At 65.4% G+C, this 16354-nt stretch carries 16 protein-coding genes; 2 read left to right on the top strand and 14 right to left on the bottom strand.

Going from position 1 to position 16354, the window contains the following annotated elements; genetic code table 11:
- Nucleotides 1-66: 66 nt before the first annotated feature.
- Nucleotides 67-1374, top strand: coding sequence for a chromate efflux transporter (gene chrA, locus U5A82_RS15005; protein ID WP_442802175.1), 1308 nt, complete (start codon nt 67-69; stop codon nt 1372-1374).
- Nucleotides 1375-1530: 156 nt separating this feature from the next.
- Here chrA and ligA read toward each other — a convergent pair whose 3' ends face one another.
- From ligA to truB, 8 genes are all read right to left on the bottom strand, one after another.
- Nucleotides 1531-3648, bottom strand: a complete 2118-nt coding sequence (gene ligA / locus U5A82_RS15010) for an NAD-dependent DNA ligase LigA (RefSeq protein ID WP_326291641.1) — start codon at nt 3646-3648, stop codon at nt 1531-1533.
- A 334-nt stretch (nt 3649-3982) separates the two neighbouring features.
- Nucleotides 3983-4357 (bottom strand): putative quinol monooxygenase, encoded by a 375-nt coding sequence (locus U5A82_RS15015; RefSeq protein ID WP_326291642.1) that lies wholly within the window; start codon nt 4355-4357, stop codon nt 3983-3985.
- Between the two features lie 86 nt (nt 4358-4443).
- Nucleotides 4444-6105, bottom strand: a complete 1662-nt coding sequence (gene recN / locus U5A82_RS15020) for a DNA repair protein RecN (RefSeq protein ID WP_326291643.1) — start codon at nt 6103-6105, stop codon at nt 4444-4446.
- A gap of 146 nt (nt 6106-6251) precedes the next feature.
- Nucleotides 6252-7040 (bottom strand): outer membrane protein assembly factor BamD, encoded by a 789-nt coding sequence (locus U5A82_RS15025; RefSeq protein WP_326291644.1) that lies wholly within the window; start codon nt 7038-7040, stop codon nt 6252-6254.
- Nucleotides 7041-7095: 55 nt separating this feature from the next.
- Nucleotides 7096-8115, bottom strand: coding sequence for a sensor histidine kinase (locus tag U5A82_RS15030; protein ID WP_326291645.1), 1020 nt, complete (start codon nt 8113-8115; stop codon nt 7096-7098).
- Nucleotides 8116-8271: 156 nt separating this feature from the next.
- Nucleotides 8272-10608, bottom strand: coding sequence for a polyribonucleotide nucleotidyltransferase (gene pnp, locus U5A82_RS15035; RefSeq protein ID WP_326291646.1), 2337 nt, complete (start codon nt 10606-10608; stop codon nt 8272-8274).
- Between the two features lie 251 nt (nt 10609-10859).
- Complete coding sequence (gene rpsO / locus U5A82_RS15040) at nt 10860-11129, bottom strand: 30S ribosomal protein S15 (RefSeq protein WP_037473756.1); 270 nt, start codon at nt 11127-11129, stop codon at nt 10860-10862.
- On the bottom strand, nt 11130-12089 hold the full coding sequence (gene truB, locus U5A82_RS15045; RefSeq protein WP_326291647.1) for a tRNA pseudouridine(55) synthase TruB: 960 nt from the start codon (nt 12087-12089) through the stop codon (nt 11130-11132). It abuts the gene before it with no gap.
- A 253-nt stretch (nt 12090-12342) separates the two neighbouring features.
- Between truB and U5A82_RS15050 the strand changes: the two genes are divergently transcribed.
- The gene (locus U5A82_RS15050; protein WP_326291648.1) at nt 12343-13038 is read left to right on the top strand and encodes an HAD family hydrolase; all 696 of its coding nucleotides are present in this window, start codon (nt 12343-12345) and stop codon (nt 13036-13038) included.
- Between the two features lie 180 nt (nt 13039-13218).
- Here the strand turns inward: U5A82_RS15050 and U5A82_RS15055 are convergent, their stop codons facing one another.
- From U5A82_RS15055 to rbfA, 6 genes are read right to left on the bottom strand one after another with little or no spacing between them, the layout of a single operon-like run.
- Entirely contained in the window at nt 13219-13767 is a 549-nt protein-coding gene (locus tag U5A82_RS15055) for a GNAT family N-acetyltransferase (RefSeq protein WP_326291649.1), read from the bottom strand.
- Nucleotides 13764-14342 (bottom strand): thymidine kinase, encoded by a 579-nt coding sequence (locus U5A82_RS15060; protein ID WP_326291650.1) that lies wholly within the window; start codon nt 14340-14342, stop codon nt 13764-13766. The genes U5A82_RS15055 and U5A82_RS15060 overlap by 4 nt, the downstream gene beginning before the upstream one ends.
- 10 nt (nt 14343-14352) lie before the next feature.
- Nucleotides 14353-15249, bottom strand: coding sequence for an alpha/beta hydrolase family protein (locus U5A82_RS15065; RefSeq protein WP_326291651.1), 897 nt, complete (start codon nt 15247-15249; stop codon nt 14353-14355).
- 14 nt (nt 15250-15263) lie between these two features.
- Entirely contained in the window at nt 15264-15653 is a 390-nt protein-coding gene (locus U5A82_RS15070; RefSeq protein WP_326291652.1) for a type II toxin-antitoxin system VapC family toxin, read from the bottom strand.
- Nucleotides 15653-15922, bottom strand: a complete 270-nt coding sequence (locus U5A82_RS15075; protein ID WP_326291653.1) for an AbrB/MazE/SpoVT family DNA-binding domain-containing protein — start codon at nt 15920-15922, stop codon at nt 15653-15655. The genes U5A82_RS15070 and U5A82_RS15075 overlap by 1 nt, the downstream gene beginning before the upstream one ends.
- A gap of 31 nt (nt 15923-15953) precedes the next feature.
- The gene (gene rbfA / locus U5A82_RS15080) at nt 15954-16352 is read right to left on the bottom strand and encodes a 30S ribosome-binding factor RbfA (protein ID WP_326291654.1); all 399 of its coding nucleotides are present in this window, start codon (nt 16350-16352) and stop codon (nt 15954-15956) included.
- Nucleotides 16353-16354 lie beyond the last annotated feature (2 nt).

A 16354-nucleotide genomic window follows, 5' to 3' on the forward strand; every position in this document is an offset into this window, starting at 1 on the left:
GCGTTCCCCGCCCAAGCATTGCGGCTTGATAATGCCTGCGCGGGCCCATGCCGCCAGGCAAGGGGGATGTGCGTGGCGAATCCAGAATTACCGGAACTGTTGCGGGTCTTTGCCCGGATCGGACTGATCAGCTTTGGCGGGCCGGCGGGCCAGATCGCCCTGATGCATCGCGAACTGGTGGAAGAACGGCAATGGGTGGAGGAAGGCGCGTTCCTGCGCGCGCTCAATGTCTGCCACCTGTTGCCGGGGCCGGAAGCGCAGCAACTCGCGACATGGATCGGCTGGCGCATGCACGGCACGGTCGGCGGGCTGGCCGCCGGGCTGCTGTTCGTGCTGCCGGGCGCGGCGATCATGCTGGGGCTGTCGATGCTCTATGCCTTTGCCGCCGACCTGAAGCCCGTGGCGGCGCTGTTCCTGGGGATCAAGGCGGCGGTGCTGGCGATCGTGGTGCAGGCGCTGATCCGCATCGCGCGCCGCGCGCTGGACAGCGGGTTCAAACGGGCACTGGCGTTCGCCGCTTTCCTCGCCCTGTTCCTGTTCAACCTGCCCTTCCCGCTGGTGGTGCTGGGATCGGCGGCGATCGGTTTCGTGCTGGCGCGAGTAAGGCCGGACTGGCTGCATGCCCATGGCAAGACGGGCAGCGATGCGCCGGTCGGACCGATGCCCTGGGCGCAGACGCTGCGGTCGATGCTGCTGTGGCTCGCCATCTGGGCCGCGCCGATGATGGCGGTGCTGCTGCTCGGCCCGGATCATGTGCTTTGGCGGATCGGCGTCTTCTTTTCGCAACTGGCGGTCGTGACCTTCGGGGGCGCTTACGCCGTGCTGGCCTATATGGCGCAGGAGGCGGTGCAGTCGATGCACTGGCTGTCGGCCGGTGAGATGACCGACGGGCTGGGCCTGGCCGAAACGACGCCGGGACCGCTGATATTGGTGACGCAATTCGTTGGTTTCCTGGGCGCGTTTCGGGCGCCCGCGCCCTTCACGCCGATGGTCGCGGGGTTGCTGGGCGCGTTGCTCACGACCTGGGTGACGTTCGCGCCCTGCTTCCTGTGGATTTTCAGCGTTGCGCCCTGGATGGAGCGGCTGGAGCGCGCGCCGCGCCTGCAAGGCGCGCTGGCCTCGCTGACCGCCGCGATCGTGGGGGTGATCGGTAATCTGACCGTCTGGTTCGCGCTGCATGTGCTGTTCCTGCGCGGCGCGCGGGTGACGGCGGGGCCGATCAGCCTGTGGTGGCCGGACTGGACGAGCATCGACTGGCGAATCGCCGCGATCGGGCTGGGTGCGGCGCTGCTGATCTTTGTCGCCAAGCGCGGGGTGATGACGGTGCTGGCGGTCTGTGCTGCGGCGGGGTTGGCGGTGAGCGGGTTGGGATAAACCGCCAACCCCTCCGCCGTTCGGGCTGAGCCTGTCTAAGCGTTGTTCCTTCTACCGCTGAAAGACAGAAGAAGGCCCTTCGACAAGCTCAGGGCGAACGGTGCGACGTTGAAGCGCCATGCTTCTACAGCCATTCGGTTCGAGCGACGGGCCGCCTTAGCCCGCCGCCTTGACGATCGCCGCCCACTCCTCTTCGCTGATGACCTTGATGTCCAGCGCGGCGGCCTGTTTCAATTTGCTGCCTGCGCCGGGGCCGGCGACGACCAGGTCGGTCTTGGCGCTGACCGACCCGGCGGCCTTCGCGCCCAGCCGTTCGGCCTGCGCCTTCGCCTCGTCGCGGCTCATGGTTTCGAGCTTGCCGGTGAAGACGATGGTCTTGCCGGTGACGGCGCTGGCGGTGGTTTCCACGACATAATCGGGGGGCGACACCTGCGCGAGCAGGTCGTCCCATGCCTCCACATTATGGGGTTCGTGGAAGAAGTCGGCCAGCGCATGGCCAACCGCCGCGCCGATATTGTCCACGCCGATATGGTCGGCGATGGCCTTGTCGCGCTTGGCCTGCGTTTCCGCAGGGTCGGCAGCGGCGCGCAGGGCGATGATCTCCTGTGCGAGCGCGCGCACGGCAGGCAGCGTCGTGTAGCGTTTGAGCAGGTCGCGGGCCGTCACCGCGCCGACATGACGGATGCCCAGGCCAAAGAGCAGGCGCGCGGCGTCGGGCTGGCGCTTGGCCTCGATCGCGTCGAGCAGTTTCTGGACCGACGTCTCCTTCCAGCCCTCCCGCTCCAGCAGCGCCGGACGATGCTTTTTCAGGCGGAAGATGTCGGCGGGTTCGGCGATCCAGCCGAGGTCGATAAATTCCTGGATCGACTTTTCGCCCAGCCCTTCGATATCCAGCGCCACGCGGCTGACGAAATGGCGCAGCCGCTCGAACCGTTGCGCCGGGCAAATGAGGCCGCCGGTGCAGCGATAATCGACTTCCTCCTCCTCGCGCACGGCTTCGGAACCGCAGACGGGACAATGGGTGGGGAACGGAAAAGGTGCGCGCGGTTCGTCGCGCGTCAGATTCTCGACCACTTGCGGGATGACGTCGCCCGCGCGCTGGACGACGATGCGGTCGCCGGGGCGCACGCCCAGGCGCTCGATCTCGTCCGCATTGTGCAGCGTGACGTTGGAGACGACCACGCCGCCTACGGTCACGGGGGTCAGGCGGCCGACCGGGGTCAGCTTGCCGGTGCGGCCGACCTGGATGTCGATGGCTTCCAGCGTGGTCTGCGCGCGTTCGGCGGGGAATTTATGGGCGATGGCCCAGCGCGGCGCCTTCGCGACGAAGCCCAGCCGCTGCTGCCAGTCGAGCCGGTCGACCTTGTAGACGACGCCGTCGATGTCGAACGGGAGTTCGGCGCGGGCGGCTTCGATCCCGCGATAATGGGCGATGAGCGCGGCGAGGCTGTCGACGCAGGCGAGCATGTCGGACACCGGCAGGCCCCAGCTGGCGATCGCCTGCATCACGCCCAACTGCGTGTCGGCGGGAACGGCGCTGTGCGCGCCCCAGCCATGGGCGAGGAAGCGCAGCGGGCGGGCGGCGGTGACGGCGGCGTCCTTCTGGCGCAGCGATCCGGCGGCGGCGTTGCGAGGATTGGCGAACTGGCGCGCCTTTTCGGGGTCTTCGGCTTCCGCGAGCAGGCGCTGGTTGAGCGCGACGAAATCGTCCTTGGCCATATAGACTTCGCCGCGCACCTCGAACAGGTCGGGGATGTTCGGGCCGGTCAGATGCTGCGGGATGTCGGCGATCGTGCGGACGTTGGCGGTGACATCCTCCCCCGTCGTGCCGTCGCCACGGGTCGCCGCCAGCTTGAGTTCGCCCTGTTCGTAGCGCAGCGAACAGGACAGGCCGTCGATCTTGGGTTCGGCGGTCAGCGCCAGCGGCGCGTCTTCGGGGAGCGCCAGAAAGCGCCGGACGCGGGTGAGGAATTCGCCGATATCCGCGTCGGAAAAACCGTTGTCCAGGCTCATCATGCGGACGGCGTGGGGGACTTTCTTGAGCGCCGATGTAGCGGCGGCCCCGACCTGCGCATTGGGCGAGTCGGCGCGGATGAGTTGCGGGAAGGCGGCTTCGAGCGCGTTGTTTTCACGGATCAGCGCGTCGTAATCCGCGTCGCTGATCTCCGGCGCGTCCTGGTCGTGATAGAGCCGGTTATGCTTCGCCACTTCGCGCGCCAGGCGCATCAGGCGGTTGGCGGCTTCGGCTTGCGTGAGGGTTGCGGGGTCGGTCATGGGGATGCCTTACCGTCTGTGTCGCGCCTGTGAAAGCCGGGGCGTGCTGCCTTTCATTGTTCACGCGGAGGCGCGGGGACGCGGAGGGTTGGACGGAGAGGTTCCTGCCTGTTTCCTTTGCGCGCAGAGGCGCAGAGGGCGCAGAGTTTTTTTGGAGGGCTGCTGCCGGATGAGTTATACCAAGTTGCATTGATAGGAACCTATAGCCAGTAGTTCCCCGGCGAAGGCCGGGGAACTGCCTTATGGGTCAGCATCATCGCATTATAGTATCATCGGCCGAAGGCCGCTCAAAGAATCTCCGCGCCTCCGCGTCTCCGCGTGAACAGATATTTTATCAAACCCCCGCCACCGGCACCGTTTCGAAATGTTGGGGGAAGCCTGCGATGATCGGGCGGGCTTTCGCGATGGCGGCGCGCACGGCAGGAAGTTTGAGCGAAGCGGCGTGGCTTTCGCGACTGTCCCAGACTTCGGTGATCCAGATCGCGTCGGGATTGGCGGTGTCGAGCGCCACGACATAGGACAGGCAACCGGGCATCGCGCCGATCGCGTCCTGAAGATAGCCGACCAGTTCGTCGCGCTTGCCGGGCTGGCTCAGCATCTGGCCGATCAGGCCGAATTTGGGTTTCGGCTCCTGCGCGGCGGCGGGGATAGCGCTGGCGGCGATGGCGGCGGCGGTGAGGCCGAGCATGTCTCTACGGTTATGGGTCATGTTACTACCGTCTCCGTTCGGTTCGAGCTTGTCGAGAACCCCTAGCGCGTCATTCTCGACAAGCTCGAACCGAACGGAGGGTGGTGTCAAGCTTCCAGCAATCGCTCCGCCTGCGCGCGCGCTTCCGCCGTGATTGCCGCGCCGGACAGCATGCGCGCGATTTCCTCCCGGCGTTCGGGGTCGCTCAGCGCATGGACGCCGGTGCGGGTGACGGTGCCGTCACTGGATTTCGCGATCAGCATATGGCTGGCGCCGCGCGCCGCGACCTGCGGGCTGTGGGTGACGACGAGGATCTGGTTGCTCTGCGCCAGGCGCGAGAGGCGTTCGCCGATCGCGTCGGCCACCGCGCCGCCCACGCCCCGGTCGATCTCGTCGAAGATCAGCGTGTCCGCCCCACCCCGTTCGGCCAGCGCGACCTTGAGCGCCAGGATGAAGCGCGACAATTCGCCGCCGGACGCGATTTTCGCCAGCGGCGCGAAGGGCGCGCCGGGGTTGGTCGAGATTTCGAATTCGACCCGGTCCATGCCCTGCGCGCTCCATTGGCCGTCATCAAGCTGCGCGACGACGGTGCGAAAACGGGCGGCGTCAAGTTTGAGCGGCGCCAGTTCGCCCGCCACGGCGGCGTCGAGGCGACCGGCGGCAAGCTGGCGTTCGCCCGACAGCGCCTGCGCGGCGGCGCGATAGGTGATGGCGCGCTGCGCGACATCGGCCTCCAGCTTGGCGAGATGCTCCTCCCCACCCTCGATCGCGGCGAGTTTCGCCGCCATCTCGTCGCGCAGGGCGGCGAGGTCGTCGGGCTGCACCTGATGCTTGCGCGCCAGGCCGCGCAGGTCGAACAGCCGCGTTTCGACCCTGTCGAGGCGCGCGGGATCGAAACTCAGCGCCTCGGCGGCTTCGGCCAGGCGATCCTCCGCCTCCCCCGCTTCGTTCACCGCACGGTCGAGCGCTTCGAGGACGGCATTCAGCAGCGGTTCTTCCGACGCGATGCGATCGAGACGACGCGCCGCCTGACGCAACTGGGCCAGGCCGCCGTCCGACCCGGTCAGGCAATCGCCGACGGCGGTCAGGTCGTCGGTCAGGCGCGCGCCCTTCTGCATGTTCGCGCGTTCCTCGGCCAGCGTCGCTTCTTCGCCGGGTTCGGGCGCGAATGTGCGCAGTTCCTCGACCGCGTGGGTCAGATAGTCGCGGTCGCGCGCGGCGTTGTCGACGGTGGTGCGCGCCTCGGCCAGGGCGTTCGCAGCGGTGCGCCAGGCGGCATGGGCGGCGGCGACCGCGCCCGTATCGCAGCGGCCATAGCTGTCGAGCAGCGCCCGGTGGCCGCGCGGGTTGAGCAGGCCGCGATCGTCATGCTGGCCGTGAATTTCGACCAGCGATCCGCCGATGTCGCGCAGCAGCGCGGCCGAACAGGGCTGGTCGTTGACGAAGGCGCGGCTGCCGCCATCGGCCTTCACCAGGCGGCGGATGAGCAGCGGCTCGCCGGGGTCCATGTCGATGCCATTGTCCGCCAGCAGCGCCGCGACGCGAGTGGCGGCGGCGGGCGGCTCGAAGGTCGCGACGACGCTGGCCTGCGCTTCCCCGTTGCGGACGAGGCCGCTATCGGCGCGCGCGCCCAACGCCAGCCCCAGCGAATTGAGCAGGATCGACTTGCCCGCGCCCGTCTCCCCCGTCAGCACCGACAGGCCCGCGCCGAACTCCAGGTCCAGCGCCTCGATCAGCACGACGTTGCGGATGGCGAGCGAGGTCAGCAAAAAAGCGAAACTCCCCCCTCCCTTCCAGGGAGGGGTCGGGGGTGGGTGCGTCGCGCAGCGACGCTCAACGATCGAGAGGTCGAAGGCTCGCTACGCTCGCCACCCACCCCTAACCCCTCCCTGGAAGGGAGGGGAATGTTTTTAGATCAGGCCTTGCCGCCATGTTGCTGCATCAGCTTATAGCTGCGCTCATACCATTTGCTGCCGGGATAGTTGCGGCCCAGCACGGCGGCGGCCTTTTGCGCTTCGGCGGGGATGCCGAGCGAGAGATAGGATTCGACCAGTCGCTCCAGCGCTTCGGGCGTGTGGGTGGTCGTCTGATATTTGTCGACCACCGAACGGAAACGCAGCGTGGCGGCGAGCCACTGGCCGCGACGCTGGTAGAAACGACCGACTTCCATTTCCTTCCCGGCCAGATGATCGTTGACCAGATCGACCTTCAACCGCGCGTCGGCGGCGTAGCGGGTGTCGGGATAGCGGCGGTTGAGTTCGCCCAGCGCATCCAGCGCCTGTTGCGTGATCTTCTGGTCGCGGGTGACATCGGCGATCTGCTCATAATAGCACAGCGCAATCAGATAATAGGCGTAGGGCGCGTCCTTGTTGCCCGTATGGATCGACAGGAAGCGCTGCGCGGCCGAGATGGACTCATTATAGTCCTGGTTCATATAATAGCTGAACGCCGACATGAGCTGCGCCCGGCGCGCCCAGGGCGAATAGGGATGCTGACGCTCCACCTCGTCGAACAGGGCGGCGGCGAGCTTATACTGGCCGCGATCCAGACGATCCTTCCCGCTGTTATACAGGGTGGACACGTCGCGGGCGACATATTGGGTGTCAGCCTTGTTCTTGGACGTGGAGCAGCCGGTAAGGACAGGCGAGGCGATCAGGACCAGGGCGGTGGCCGCGCCAATGCGCGTCAGGGTTTTCGTCAGCATGGAGCGGGTCATAGCCGAGGGACGGGCCGCCGCCAAGCGGCAGAATGCGCGTTCGTCAACAGGCGAGCCGAGCGGGCAGGTCGAGACGCGCGACCGCCCCGCCCTGGACCGAGGGCACCAGCGCAAAACGCCCGCCCAGCTGGGCCGCGAGCGCATGGGCGATGCGCAGGCCGAGCGATTCCACCTGGCCGGTGGCGACGTCCGGCGCGATGCCCCGGCCATCGTCGGCGACTTGCAGGGCGAGCGCCCCGTCCACCGCCTCCAGCGTCACATGGATATGGCCCGCGCGATCGGGCAGGCCATGTTCGATCGCATTGCTGACCGATTCCGCGACGACCAGCGCCAGCGGCACGGTGATGTCGGGATCGAGCCGCAAGCCGGTTGGCGCAATGACGGTCGTGGCCACGTCCTGCCGCCCGCTGGCGTCCACGATATCGGCGGTCAATGTCGTCAGGAAGGCGCGGACGTCCTGCCCCGCGCCCGACGGATCGTAGAGGGCGCGGCTGATGCGGCCGACCAGCGACAGCCGCGCCGATGCGTCGTCCAGCGCCCGGCGCGCGACGTCATTGTCGACATGGCGGCGTTGCAGCGAGAGCATCGCGGCGACGACCTGCAGATTGTTGGACACGCGATGCTGGAGTTCGTGGAACAGCAGTTCGCGGTTCTCCGCCAGCGCCCGGCTGCGTTCCCGCTCGATGCCGAGGTTGAAATTGGCGCGCTGCATGAAGTGGATGAGGGCGATGTCGATCGCGACCACCCCGGTATAGAACAGCATCGCGACCATGACCGCCGGGTTGAGCGCGAAGCCGCCGAAGGGCGGGATGAACGCGTACCAGGATATGATGCCGCACACTATGCCGGCGAAGATGCCGGGCCGGACGCCGAACAGGAAGGACGACAGGATGACGGCGGGGAAGAAGGTGACAAAGGGATAGCCACTGGGCAGCAGCGGTTCCGCCGCGATCCGCAACAGCAAGGCGGCGGCGCAGAAGACGGTCGTCAGCAGATAGGCATAGACCGGCCGGTCCATGACGAGCGGCAGGCGTTCGACAAAGCGTTCATTCGTCCGCTGCAAGATCGTGCCCCCTTTGTTCGTCGTTACAGTAGCAGAACTTTACCAGACGTCCTTGATCCACATCAAATTTTCTGCCCGGAATCAAAAGGGGGTGCCCGGCGGACCGGACACCCCTTTTCTGCCTGTTCGTCGTTCGATCTGCCGATCGACGGGCGATCAGTCCTGGGTCAGGAAGTCGGGCAGACCGCCCGGCGCGGGGCCATCATCGTTACCGCCTTCGCTGCGTTCACGACGGGGACCACGGTCGCCGCCATCACGGCGCGGGCCACGACCACGGTCGCCACGGCCTTCGCCGCCTTCGCGACGCGGGCCACGATCACCACCGCCATCACGGCGCGGGCCGCGATCACCACGGGGTTCGCGCGCTTCACGGGCAGGACGGGTGTCCTCCAGTTCCGCGCCGGTTTCCTGATCGACGACGCGCATCGACAGGCGCACCTTGCCGCGCGGATCGATTTCGAGAACCTTGACCTTCACTTCCTGGCCTTCCGACACGACGTCGGTCGGCTTTTCGACGCGCTCATTCTTCATTTCGGAGACGTGGACGAGGCCGTCCTTGCCACCCATGAAGTTTACGAACGCACCGAAATCGACGATGTTGACGACCTTGCCGTCATAGATCTTGCCGACTTCCGCTTCCTGCGTGATGCCCAGGATCCACTTGCGGGCCGCCTCGATCTGCGCCGGGTCGGACGAGCTGATCTTGATCAGCCCTTCGTCATCGATGTCCACCTTCGCGCCGGTTTCGGCGACGATTTCGCGGATGACCTTACCGCCGGTGCCGATGACTTCGCGGATCTTCGACTTGTCGATCTGCAGCGTCTCGATGCGCGGGGCGTGGGCCGACAGCTCGGTGCGGGTCGAAGACAGCGCCTTGCTCATTTCGCCCAGGATATGCGCGCGGCCTTCCTTCGCCTGCGTCAGCGCGGCTTCGAAGATTTCGCGCGTGATGCCCGCAATCTTGATGTCCATCTGCATCGTGGTGATGCCTTCGGACGTGCCCGCAACCTTGAAGTCCATGTCGCCGAGGTGATCTTCGTCACCCAGGATGTCGGACAAAACGGCAAAGTCCTTGCCTTCCAGGATCAGGCCCATGGCGATGCCGGACACGGGGCGCTTCAACGGCACACCGGCGTCCATCATCGAGAGCGAACCGCCACAGACGGTCGCCATCGAGGAGGAACCGTTCGACTCGGTAATGTCGGACAGAACGCGGATCGTGTAGGGGAACTCGTCCTTGCTGGGCAGCACGGGGTGCAGCGCACGCCATGCGAGCTTGCCATGACCCACTTCACGACGACCCGGCGCGCCGAAGCGGCCGACTTCACCGACCGAATAGGGCGGGAAGTTATAGTGCAGCATGAAGTTTTCGTAGTGCAGGCCGGTCAGGCCGTCGATCATCTGCTCGGCGTCCTTGGTGCCCAGCGTGGTGGTGCAGATGGACTGCGTTTCGCCACGCGTGAACAGGGCCGAACCATGGGTGCGGGGCAGGAAGCCGACCATCGCTTCGATCGGGCGGATCTGCGTGGTGGTGCGGCCGTCGATGCGCTTGCCGTCCTTAAGGATGGCGCCGCGCACGATTTCCGCTTCCAGCTTCTTGGTCAGCTTGATGCCGGCGATGACGGTCTGGGCATCCAGGCCTTCGGCGGTGAAGCTGGCCTTCGCCTTGGCGCGGGCTTCGTTCAGCGCGTTCGAGCGGGCCGACTTGTCGGTCAGCTTGTAGGCGGCCGTGATGTCCTTGCCGATCAGCTTCTTGAGCTTCTTCTTGAGGTCATCGAGATTGTCGCCCTTGGCGATATCCCACGGGTCCTTGGCGGCCTTTTCAGCCAGGTCGATGATCGCGTTGGCGATCTTCTTGCTCGCTTCGTGCGCGAACAGGACCGCGCCCAGCATGATTTCTTCCGACAGTTCCTTGGCTTCGGATTCGACCATCATCACCGCATTGCCGGTGGCGGCGACGACCAGGTCGAGTTCGCCGGTCTTCACTTCTTCCAGGCTGGGGTTCAGCTGATATTCGCCGTCCTTGTAACCGACGCGCGCCGCGCCGATCGGGCCCATGAAGGGCACGCCCGACAGGGTCAGCGCGGCCGACGCGGCGATCATCGCCACGATGTCCGGCTCGCTTTCACCGTCGAACGAAAGAACCTGCGCGATCACGTTGATTTCGTTATAGAAACCTTCGGGGAACAGCGGGCGGATCGGGCGGTCGATCAGGCGGGAAACCAGCGTTTCCTTTTCCGTCGCGCCGCGCTCACGCTTGAAGAAGCCACCGGGGATGCGGCCGGCGGCGGAATATTTTTCCTGATAGTGAACGGTCAGCGGGAAGAAGTCCTGGCCTTCCTTCACGCTCTTGGCGGCGGTCACGGCGCACAGCACCACGGTTTCGCCATAGGTGGCCAGCACGGCGGCGTCAGCCTGGCGCGCGATACGACCGGTTTCGAGGGTCAGCGTCTTGCCAGCCAGCTCGATGGATACTTTCTTGACGTCGAACATAGATTTTTTCCTTCGCCCGCGTCGGCCCTATTGCCGGGCGGGGCATTTGGTGGAGCCATATTGCTCCATAGTTGCCCCCTCAACCCGTTCGGGCTGAGCCTGTCGAAGCCCCGTCCTTTCCTTCAAGAAAGTACAGCCCTTCGACAAGCTCAGGGCGAACGGAGGTGGCGTTAGCGGGACAAAGCGCCGAATTGCGACTTGCCCCGGAATCAGAAACGGCCCCGAATGGGGCCGTCCCTTTTATAGCAGGCTTACTTACGCAGGCCCAGCTTGCCGATCAGGTCGGTGTAACGCGCCTGATCCTTCTTCTTGAGATAGTCCAGCAGCGAACGACGCTTGTTGACCATCATCAGCAGACCACGGCGGCTATGATTGTCCTTGTGGTGACCCTTGAAATGCTCGGTCAGGTTGGTGATCCGCTCGGTCAGGATCGAAACCTGAACTTCGGGCGAACCCGTATCACCCTCAGCGCGGGCATATTCCTTGATCAGCGCTTCCTTGCGCTCGGCAGTAATCGTCATCTAATCGTCTTCCCTCGACATCAGGTTGAAACCGCGCACCACCCGAATGTCACCATCCTGCATTTCGACCAGCGCGACGGCGATGATCCCGTCGGTCGCCAGATGAAGGCCAGTGGCAGCGGCGATCCCGGTCAGTATCTTCCCCTGGCGGAGAGCGATGGCCTGATCGGGAGAGACGGGGAGAGCCGGGATGTCGTCCAGCCCCGCCGTCAACGGCAGCATAAGCCCACCGATGCCGCCGCCCTTAGCAGCTTCGTCCAATTTGTCCAGCGATATCGCCGATTCCAGGGTGAACGGCCCGGCCTTGATCCGGCGGAGCATGGTGACATGCCCGACCGTGCCCAGCGCCAGCGCGATGTCGCGGGCGAGGGAGCGGATGTAAGTGCCCTTGGAGACATGGGCGGTCAGGGTGATGGACGCAAGCGCGCCCTCATCCGTTCGGTTCGAGCCTGTCGAGAACCCTTGCGTGGCGTTCTCGACAGGCTCGAACCGAACGGGGGTAAGTTCGTATATCGTCACGCTGCGCAACTTCATCTCCACCGCCTCCCCCTTGCGGGCGAGGTCGTAGGCGCGCTGGCCGTCGATCAGGATCGCGGAATAGGCGGGTGGCGCCTGTTCTATTGCGCCGGTGAAGCGCGGCAATATCGCCTGCACCTGCGCCAGCGTCGGGCGCACGTCGCTGTGCGCGATCGCTTGGCCCTCCAGGTCGAGCGTGTCGGTCTGAACACCGAAAGCGACGGTAAAATCATAGATCTTGTCGCTGTCGAGCATCCGCCCGGCCAGCTTCGTCGCTTCCCCGATCGCGATCGGCAGCACGCCGGTCGCAAGCGGATCGAGCGTGCCGCCATGGCCGACCTTCCACTTGCCCGCACCACTGGTGCGCAGCGCGCGCTTGACCGCGCTCACCGCCTGGGTGGAGCCCAGGCCATGCGGTTTGTCGAGAATGATCCAGCCATGCATGGCGGCGGGGCTTAGCGGCCCTGCCCTGCGCTGTCAGCTTTTAATGCCTGAAAGTTTGGATCAAAACGCCAACTGTTCCCGTCACCCCGGGCGTGACCCGGGGTCCCGCTTCTTTTGCGCGGGTCGGTGGCAGACACGGCAGCGGGACCCGGATCAAGTCCGGGGTGACGCATATGTGTTATGGCAGGGGTGGTTCGATCGCAGTCTCAATTCCACCATTTCCCTTCGCCCTGTCCCGCGATACAGGGCGCGCATGACGATCAAGCTCATCTGCCTCGATGCCGACGATACGCTCTGGCACAATATGCGCCATTTCAACGCGACCGAAGACGCGCTGCTCGACATGTTGCGCCCCTTTGCCGACGCCGACGTGACGCGCGAGCGGTTGATCGCGTGCGAGACGCGCAATCTGCCGCTTTATGGCTACGGGGCGAAGGGCTTTACCCTGTCGATGATCGAGACGGCGGTGGACCTGGCCGGCGACAAGCTGTCGACGTCGATGATCGCGGGGATATTGGCGGCGGGTCGCGCGCTGCTCGCCCATCCGGTCGTGCTGTTCGACGGGGTGGAGGAGACGCTGGAACGCCTGGCCAAGGTCGCGCCGCTGGTGCTGGTGACGAAGGGCGACCTGTTGCATCAGGAAAGCAAGCTGGCTGCGTCGGGCCTGGGCGACCTGTTTTCCGGCATCGAGATCGTCAGCGACAAGAAGGTGGATACCTTCCGCGCCCTCTTTGCCCGTGTCGGCGTAGCGCCGGAGCAGGCCGTGATGGCAGGCGATTCGATGCGATCGGACATATTACCCGCGCTAGAGGCTGGGGCCTGGGCCGCCTTCATCCCGCAGGAGGGCGGATGGTCGCATGAAAGCGCGGCCGCACCGACGGAGCATCCCTGCTTCACGCAATTGCACGGGTTGGCAGACCTGCCGGACTGGATCGCGACGATCGGGTAATACCGAGTTGCATTGATAGAAACCTATAGAACTGTTCCCCGGCGAAGGCCGGGTCCAGTCCCGCGCTCAGAACTGGACCCCGGCCTTCGCCGGGGAACTGCCTTATAGGTCAGCATCATCGCATTCTGATATAAATCCATTCAGGCCATTGTTCCCCGGCCTATGCCGGGGAACAATGGCTCAGACCCGCCCGCGCCACTCGTCGGCCAGGATCGCATAGATCACCGTGTCGCGCACATGGCCGGTCCAGGTGATGCGTTGCTTGCGCAGCACGCCTTCGCGCACCGCGCCCAGCTTCTCTACCGCCTTTTGCGAGCGGATGTTGCGGGCATCGATGCGAAATTCGATGCGCGTGAAGCCGCAATCGAGGGCACGCCCGATCAGCAGCGGCTTGATCCGGCCATTCAACCCGGTGCCGCGCGCGGATGGCGTCATATAGGTGCCGCCCAGTTCCAGCCAGTTGTCCGCCGGGTTGATATGCAGATAGCCTGACATGCCGACGGCTGCGCCATCGGCCAGGATCAGGAAGGGGCAACGATCGGGATTGGCGAGGGTCGCGTCGAAAATCGCGTCGAAATGATCGCCCGACCAGTTGCTCGGGAAGATATCCCACACCGGATCGTCGACCGGACAGAGCGGGCGCAGCATCTCGCGATGCGCTTCGCGCAACTGTTCCAGATGAAGGCCGGGCGCATCGATCGGCGCGAGCAGTAGGTCCATGCGGTTCATCGCTGCATCTGCTCCACGAAATGACGGCGGCACAGCGCCACATAGCGGTCGTTGCCGCCGATTTCGGTCTGGTCGCCCTGTCGGATCGCCCTGCCCGCCTGATCGACGCGCAGGTTCATCGTCGCCTTGCGCCCGCAATCGCACACCGTCTTGATCTCGCTCAGCGTGTCGGCCAGCCCCAGCAGCGCGGCGCTGCCGGGGAAGAGCTGCCCCTGAAAGTCGGTGCGGATGCCGTAGCAGAGGACAGGAATGCCCAGCCGGTCGCACACCGCGCCCAATTGCCAGACCTGTTCTTCGGTCAGAAACTGCGCTTCATCTATCAGCACGCAGGACAGCGGCGTCGCGTCGTTCTGGGCGGCGATGGCGGCGAAGATATCGACCTGCGGATCGAACAGATGGGCCTGCGCCTCCAGCCCGATGCGCGACACGACCCGCCCCCGGCCATAGCGATCGTCCAGCGCCGCGGTCCACAGCATCGTGTCCATGCCGCGTTCGCGATAGTTGAAGTCCGATTGCAGCAGGGTCGTGGATTTCCCCGCATTCATGGAGCTGTAGTAGAAATAGAGCTTCGCCATCGGACGGCGATTAGCGGATCGTGGGCGCGACGCCAGCCAGGAAACGCACCAGCGCGTCGGCCAGCGCGATGCGGCTGTCGGAAAAACTATGATCGGTCGGCCAGACCATCAATCGCGCATTCGGGTTGGCCCCCTGCGCGTCGGCGGCGGCCTTGCGCGCCATCGCGCCGATGCCCTTTTCCGCGCCCAGCAGGGTGAGCGGACGGCGACCATAGCCCGCCAGACGACGGCCCAGATCGAACTTCGCGGCGTCGGCCTTGATCTCGCCGGTCAGCCCTTCATAGGTCGCGCCATGCAGCGGCGGCAGGTCGCTCACCACCTCCGCTTTCCAGGCCGCCTCCCCTTCCGCTGTCGCCAGCGCCGCGACGGTCTGCGACGGATCCCAGGGGTCGATCAGGAACAGGCCCGCGACCCGCGGCTCGGCGGCGGCGGCATCGGCCGCCATGAAACCGCCCATACTGTGCCCCGCCACCGCGATCGCGCTGGTGTCGATATGATATTGCGCGACGACTGCAGGCTGCTGGAGATATTGAAGCGCGGTAAAGGCGTCTTCCGATGCGTTAGCGAAGGAGAAGGTGCCGGGGCTGCCCCAACTGCCGCGATAATGGAGCGTCAGCACATTCCATCCGGCGCGCCGCGCGGCCTGCGCCAGATCGAGATTCTGTTCGTTGCCGGGAAAGCCGTGGAGCAGGAGCAGCGTGGGGTGGATGCCTGCGCCCGCCGCGGTATACATGACCGCGTTCATCGCACCGTCCTGCGCCGGGATGACGAAGGCGCTCATGCCCGCAGGATGCGCCGCATCCGGTTTGGGGTCGGCGATGACGGCGGGATGGATGGCGGGTTCGCGGGCGGTGGCGGGGATGGCCGCACAGGACAGAAGCGCACAGGACAACCAGAAAGCCCGCATGATAATTCCCCGATTCATTCCAATGTGATGACGGCAACGGGCGGGACATCCCCCACCACCCGTTCGATCCGCCGGTCGAATGTCACGAACGCGTCCGCTTCGCCAGCCATGGACAGGTGCATCATGTCGGCAAAGTCGGCGCCCGCCCCGAAGCGATCCAGCACCCAGTCCATGCCGACCGGAATAGCAAGCGCCGTGGGCAGGTCGATCACATCGCGAAAGGCCGCCCTGATCTGTTCGCGCGGCCAGCCGTAGCTGGCACGCAGCACCCATTCCGTTTCGACCAGCACCGTCGGCAGCAGCACGAAACCCCGAGCGATCCGCTCCGCCGCGATCGCCGCTTGCGCCAGGTCATCGCCTGTCAGAAAGCGGATCAGCACATTGGTGTCGAGCGCCGCAGCCATCAGTCCGTGCGGTCGCGAAACATCTGCGCGATGGCCTCGTCCATTGCTTCAATGGAAACCGGCGGCCCTTGATGCTGGTAGCGCGCCCTGATGCCCGCCATGATCTCGTTGAAGCTGCGGCCGGACTTCCTGTGCTGCGGTTTCAGCAATACGCCGCCGCCCATTGGCACGACGTCCAGCACCTGCCCGGGCGCTAGGCCAAGCTGGTCACGGATATCCTTGGGGATCACGACCTGACCTTTGGCCGACAGGGTGGTCTTGGCGTTCATGGCGGTAAGATGCGTCTTACCGCCCACTTAGTCAATCCTCGCCCTCATCCTTCACCAGATCCTGCGCAACCTTGGGCTGGCGCAGCAGCTTGTCGATATGGCTGCCCTCATCGAAGCTTTCGTCGGCCAGGAATTTGAGCTTCGCGGCATATTTAAGCGCGATGCGACGCGCGACTTCGCGCTGGAGATAGGCGGTGTTGGTGCGCAGCGCTTTGAGCACTGCTTCCTCATCCTGACCCAGCAGCGACTTGATGAAGATGGTGGCGTGGCGCAGGTCGGGCGACATGCGCACTTCGGTGACGCTCACGACATGCTTGGCCAGCACATCGTCATGCACGTCGCCGCGCTGGAGGATTTCGGACAGGACGTGACGCACCTGTTCGCCCACGCGCAGCAGCCGGACGGAGGGGCCTTCGGGTTGGTTAGACATCG

It is taken from the genome of Sphingobium sp. CR2-8 (genome assembly GCF_035818615.1).
Taxonomy (GTDB): domain Bacteria; phylum Pseudomonadota; class Alphaproteobacteria; order Sphingomonadales; family Sphingomonadaceae; genus Sphingobium.

Coding starts and splice junctions, on each gene's coding strand:
- U5A82_RS15075 (WP_326291653.1), bottom strand. CDS start 15,922: ATGAACGCCAAGACCACCCTGTCGGCCAAAGGTCAGGTCGTGATCCCC.
- U5A82_RS15025 (WP_326291644.1), bottom strand. CDS start 7,040: ATGCTGACGAAAACCCTGACGCGCATTGGCGCGGCCACCGCCCTGGTC.
- U5A82_RS15060 (WP_326291650.1), bottom strand. CDS start 14,342: ATGGCGAAGCTCTATTTCTACTACAGCTCCATGAATGCGGGGAAATCC.
- rpsO (WP_037473756.1), bottom strand. CDS start 11,129: ATGACGATTACTGCCGAGCGCAAGGAAGCGCTGATCAAGGAATATGCC.
- ligA (WP_326291641.1), bottom strand. CDS start 3,648: ATGACCGACCCCGCAACCCTCACGCAAGCCGAAGCCGCCAACCGCCTG.
- pnp (WP_326291646.1), bottom strand. CDS start 10,608: ATGTTCGACGTCAAGAAAGTATCCATCGAGCTGGCTGGCAAGACGCTG.
- U5A82_RS15050 (WP_326291648.1), top strand. CDS start 12,343: ATGACGATCAAGCTCATCTGCCTCGATGCCGACGATACGCTCTGGCAC.
- chrA (WP_442802175.1), top strand. CDS start 67: ATGTGCGTGGCGAATCCAGAATTACCGGAACTGTTGCGGGTCTTTGCC.
- truB (WP_326291647.1), bottom strand. CDS start 12,089: ATGCATGGCTGGATCATTCTCGACAAACCGCATGGCCTGGGCTCCACC.
- U5A82_RS15055 (WP_326291649.1), bottom strand. CDS start 13,767: ATGAACCGCATGGACCTACTGCTCGCGCCGATCGATGCGCCCGGCCTT.
- U5A82_RS15065 (WP_326291651.1), bottom strand. CDS start 15,249: ATGCGGGCTTTCTGGTTGTCCTGTGCGCTTCTGTCCTGTGCGGCCATC.
- U5A82_RS15015 (WP_326291642.1), bottom strand. CDS start 4,357: ATGACCCATAACCGTAGAGACATGCTCGGCCTCACCGCCGCCGCCATC.
- U5A82_RS15070 (WP_326291652.1), bottom strand. CDS start 15,653: ATGGCTGCGGCGCTCGACACCAATGTGCTGATCCGCTTTCTGACAGGC.
- rbfA (WP_326291654.1), bottom strand. CDS start 16,352: ATGTCTAACCAACCCGAAGGCCCCTCCGTCCGGCTGCTGCGCGTGGGC.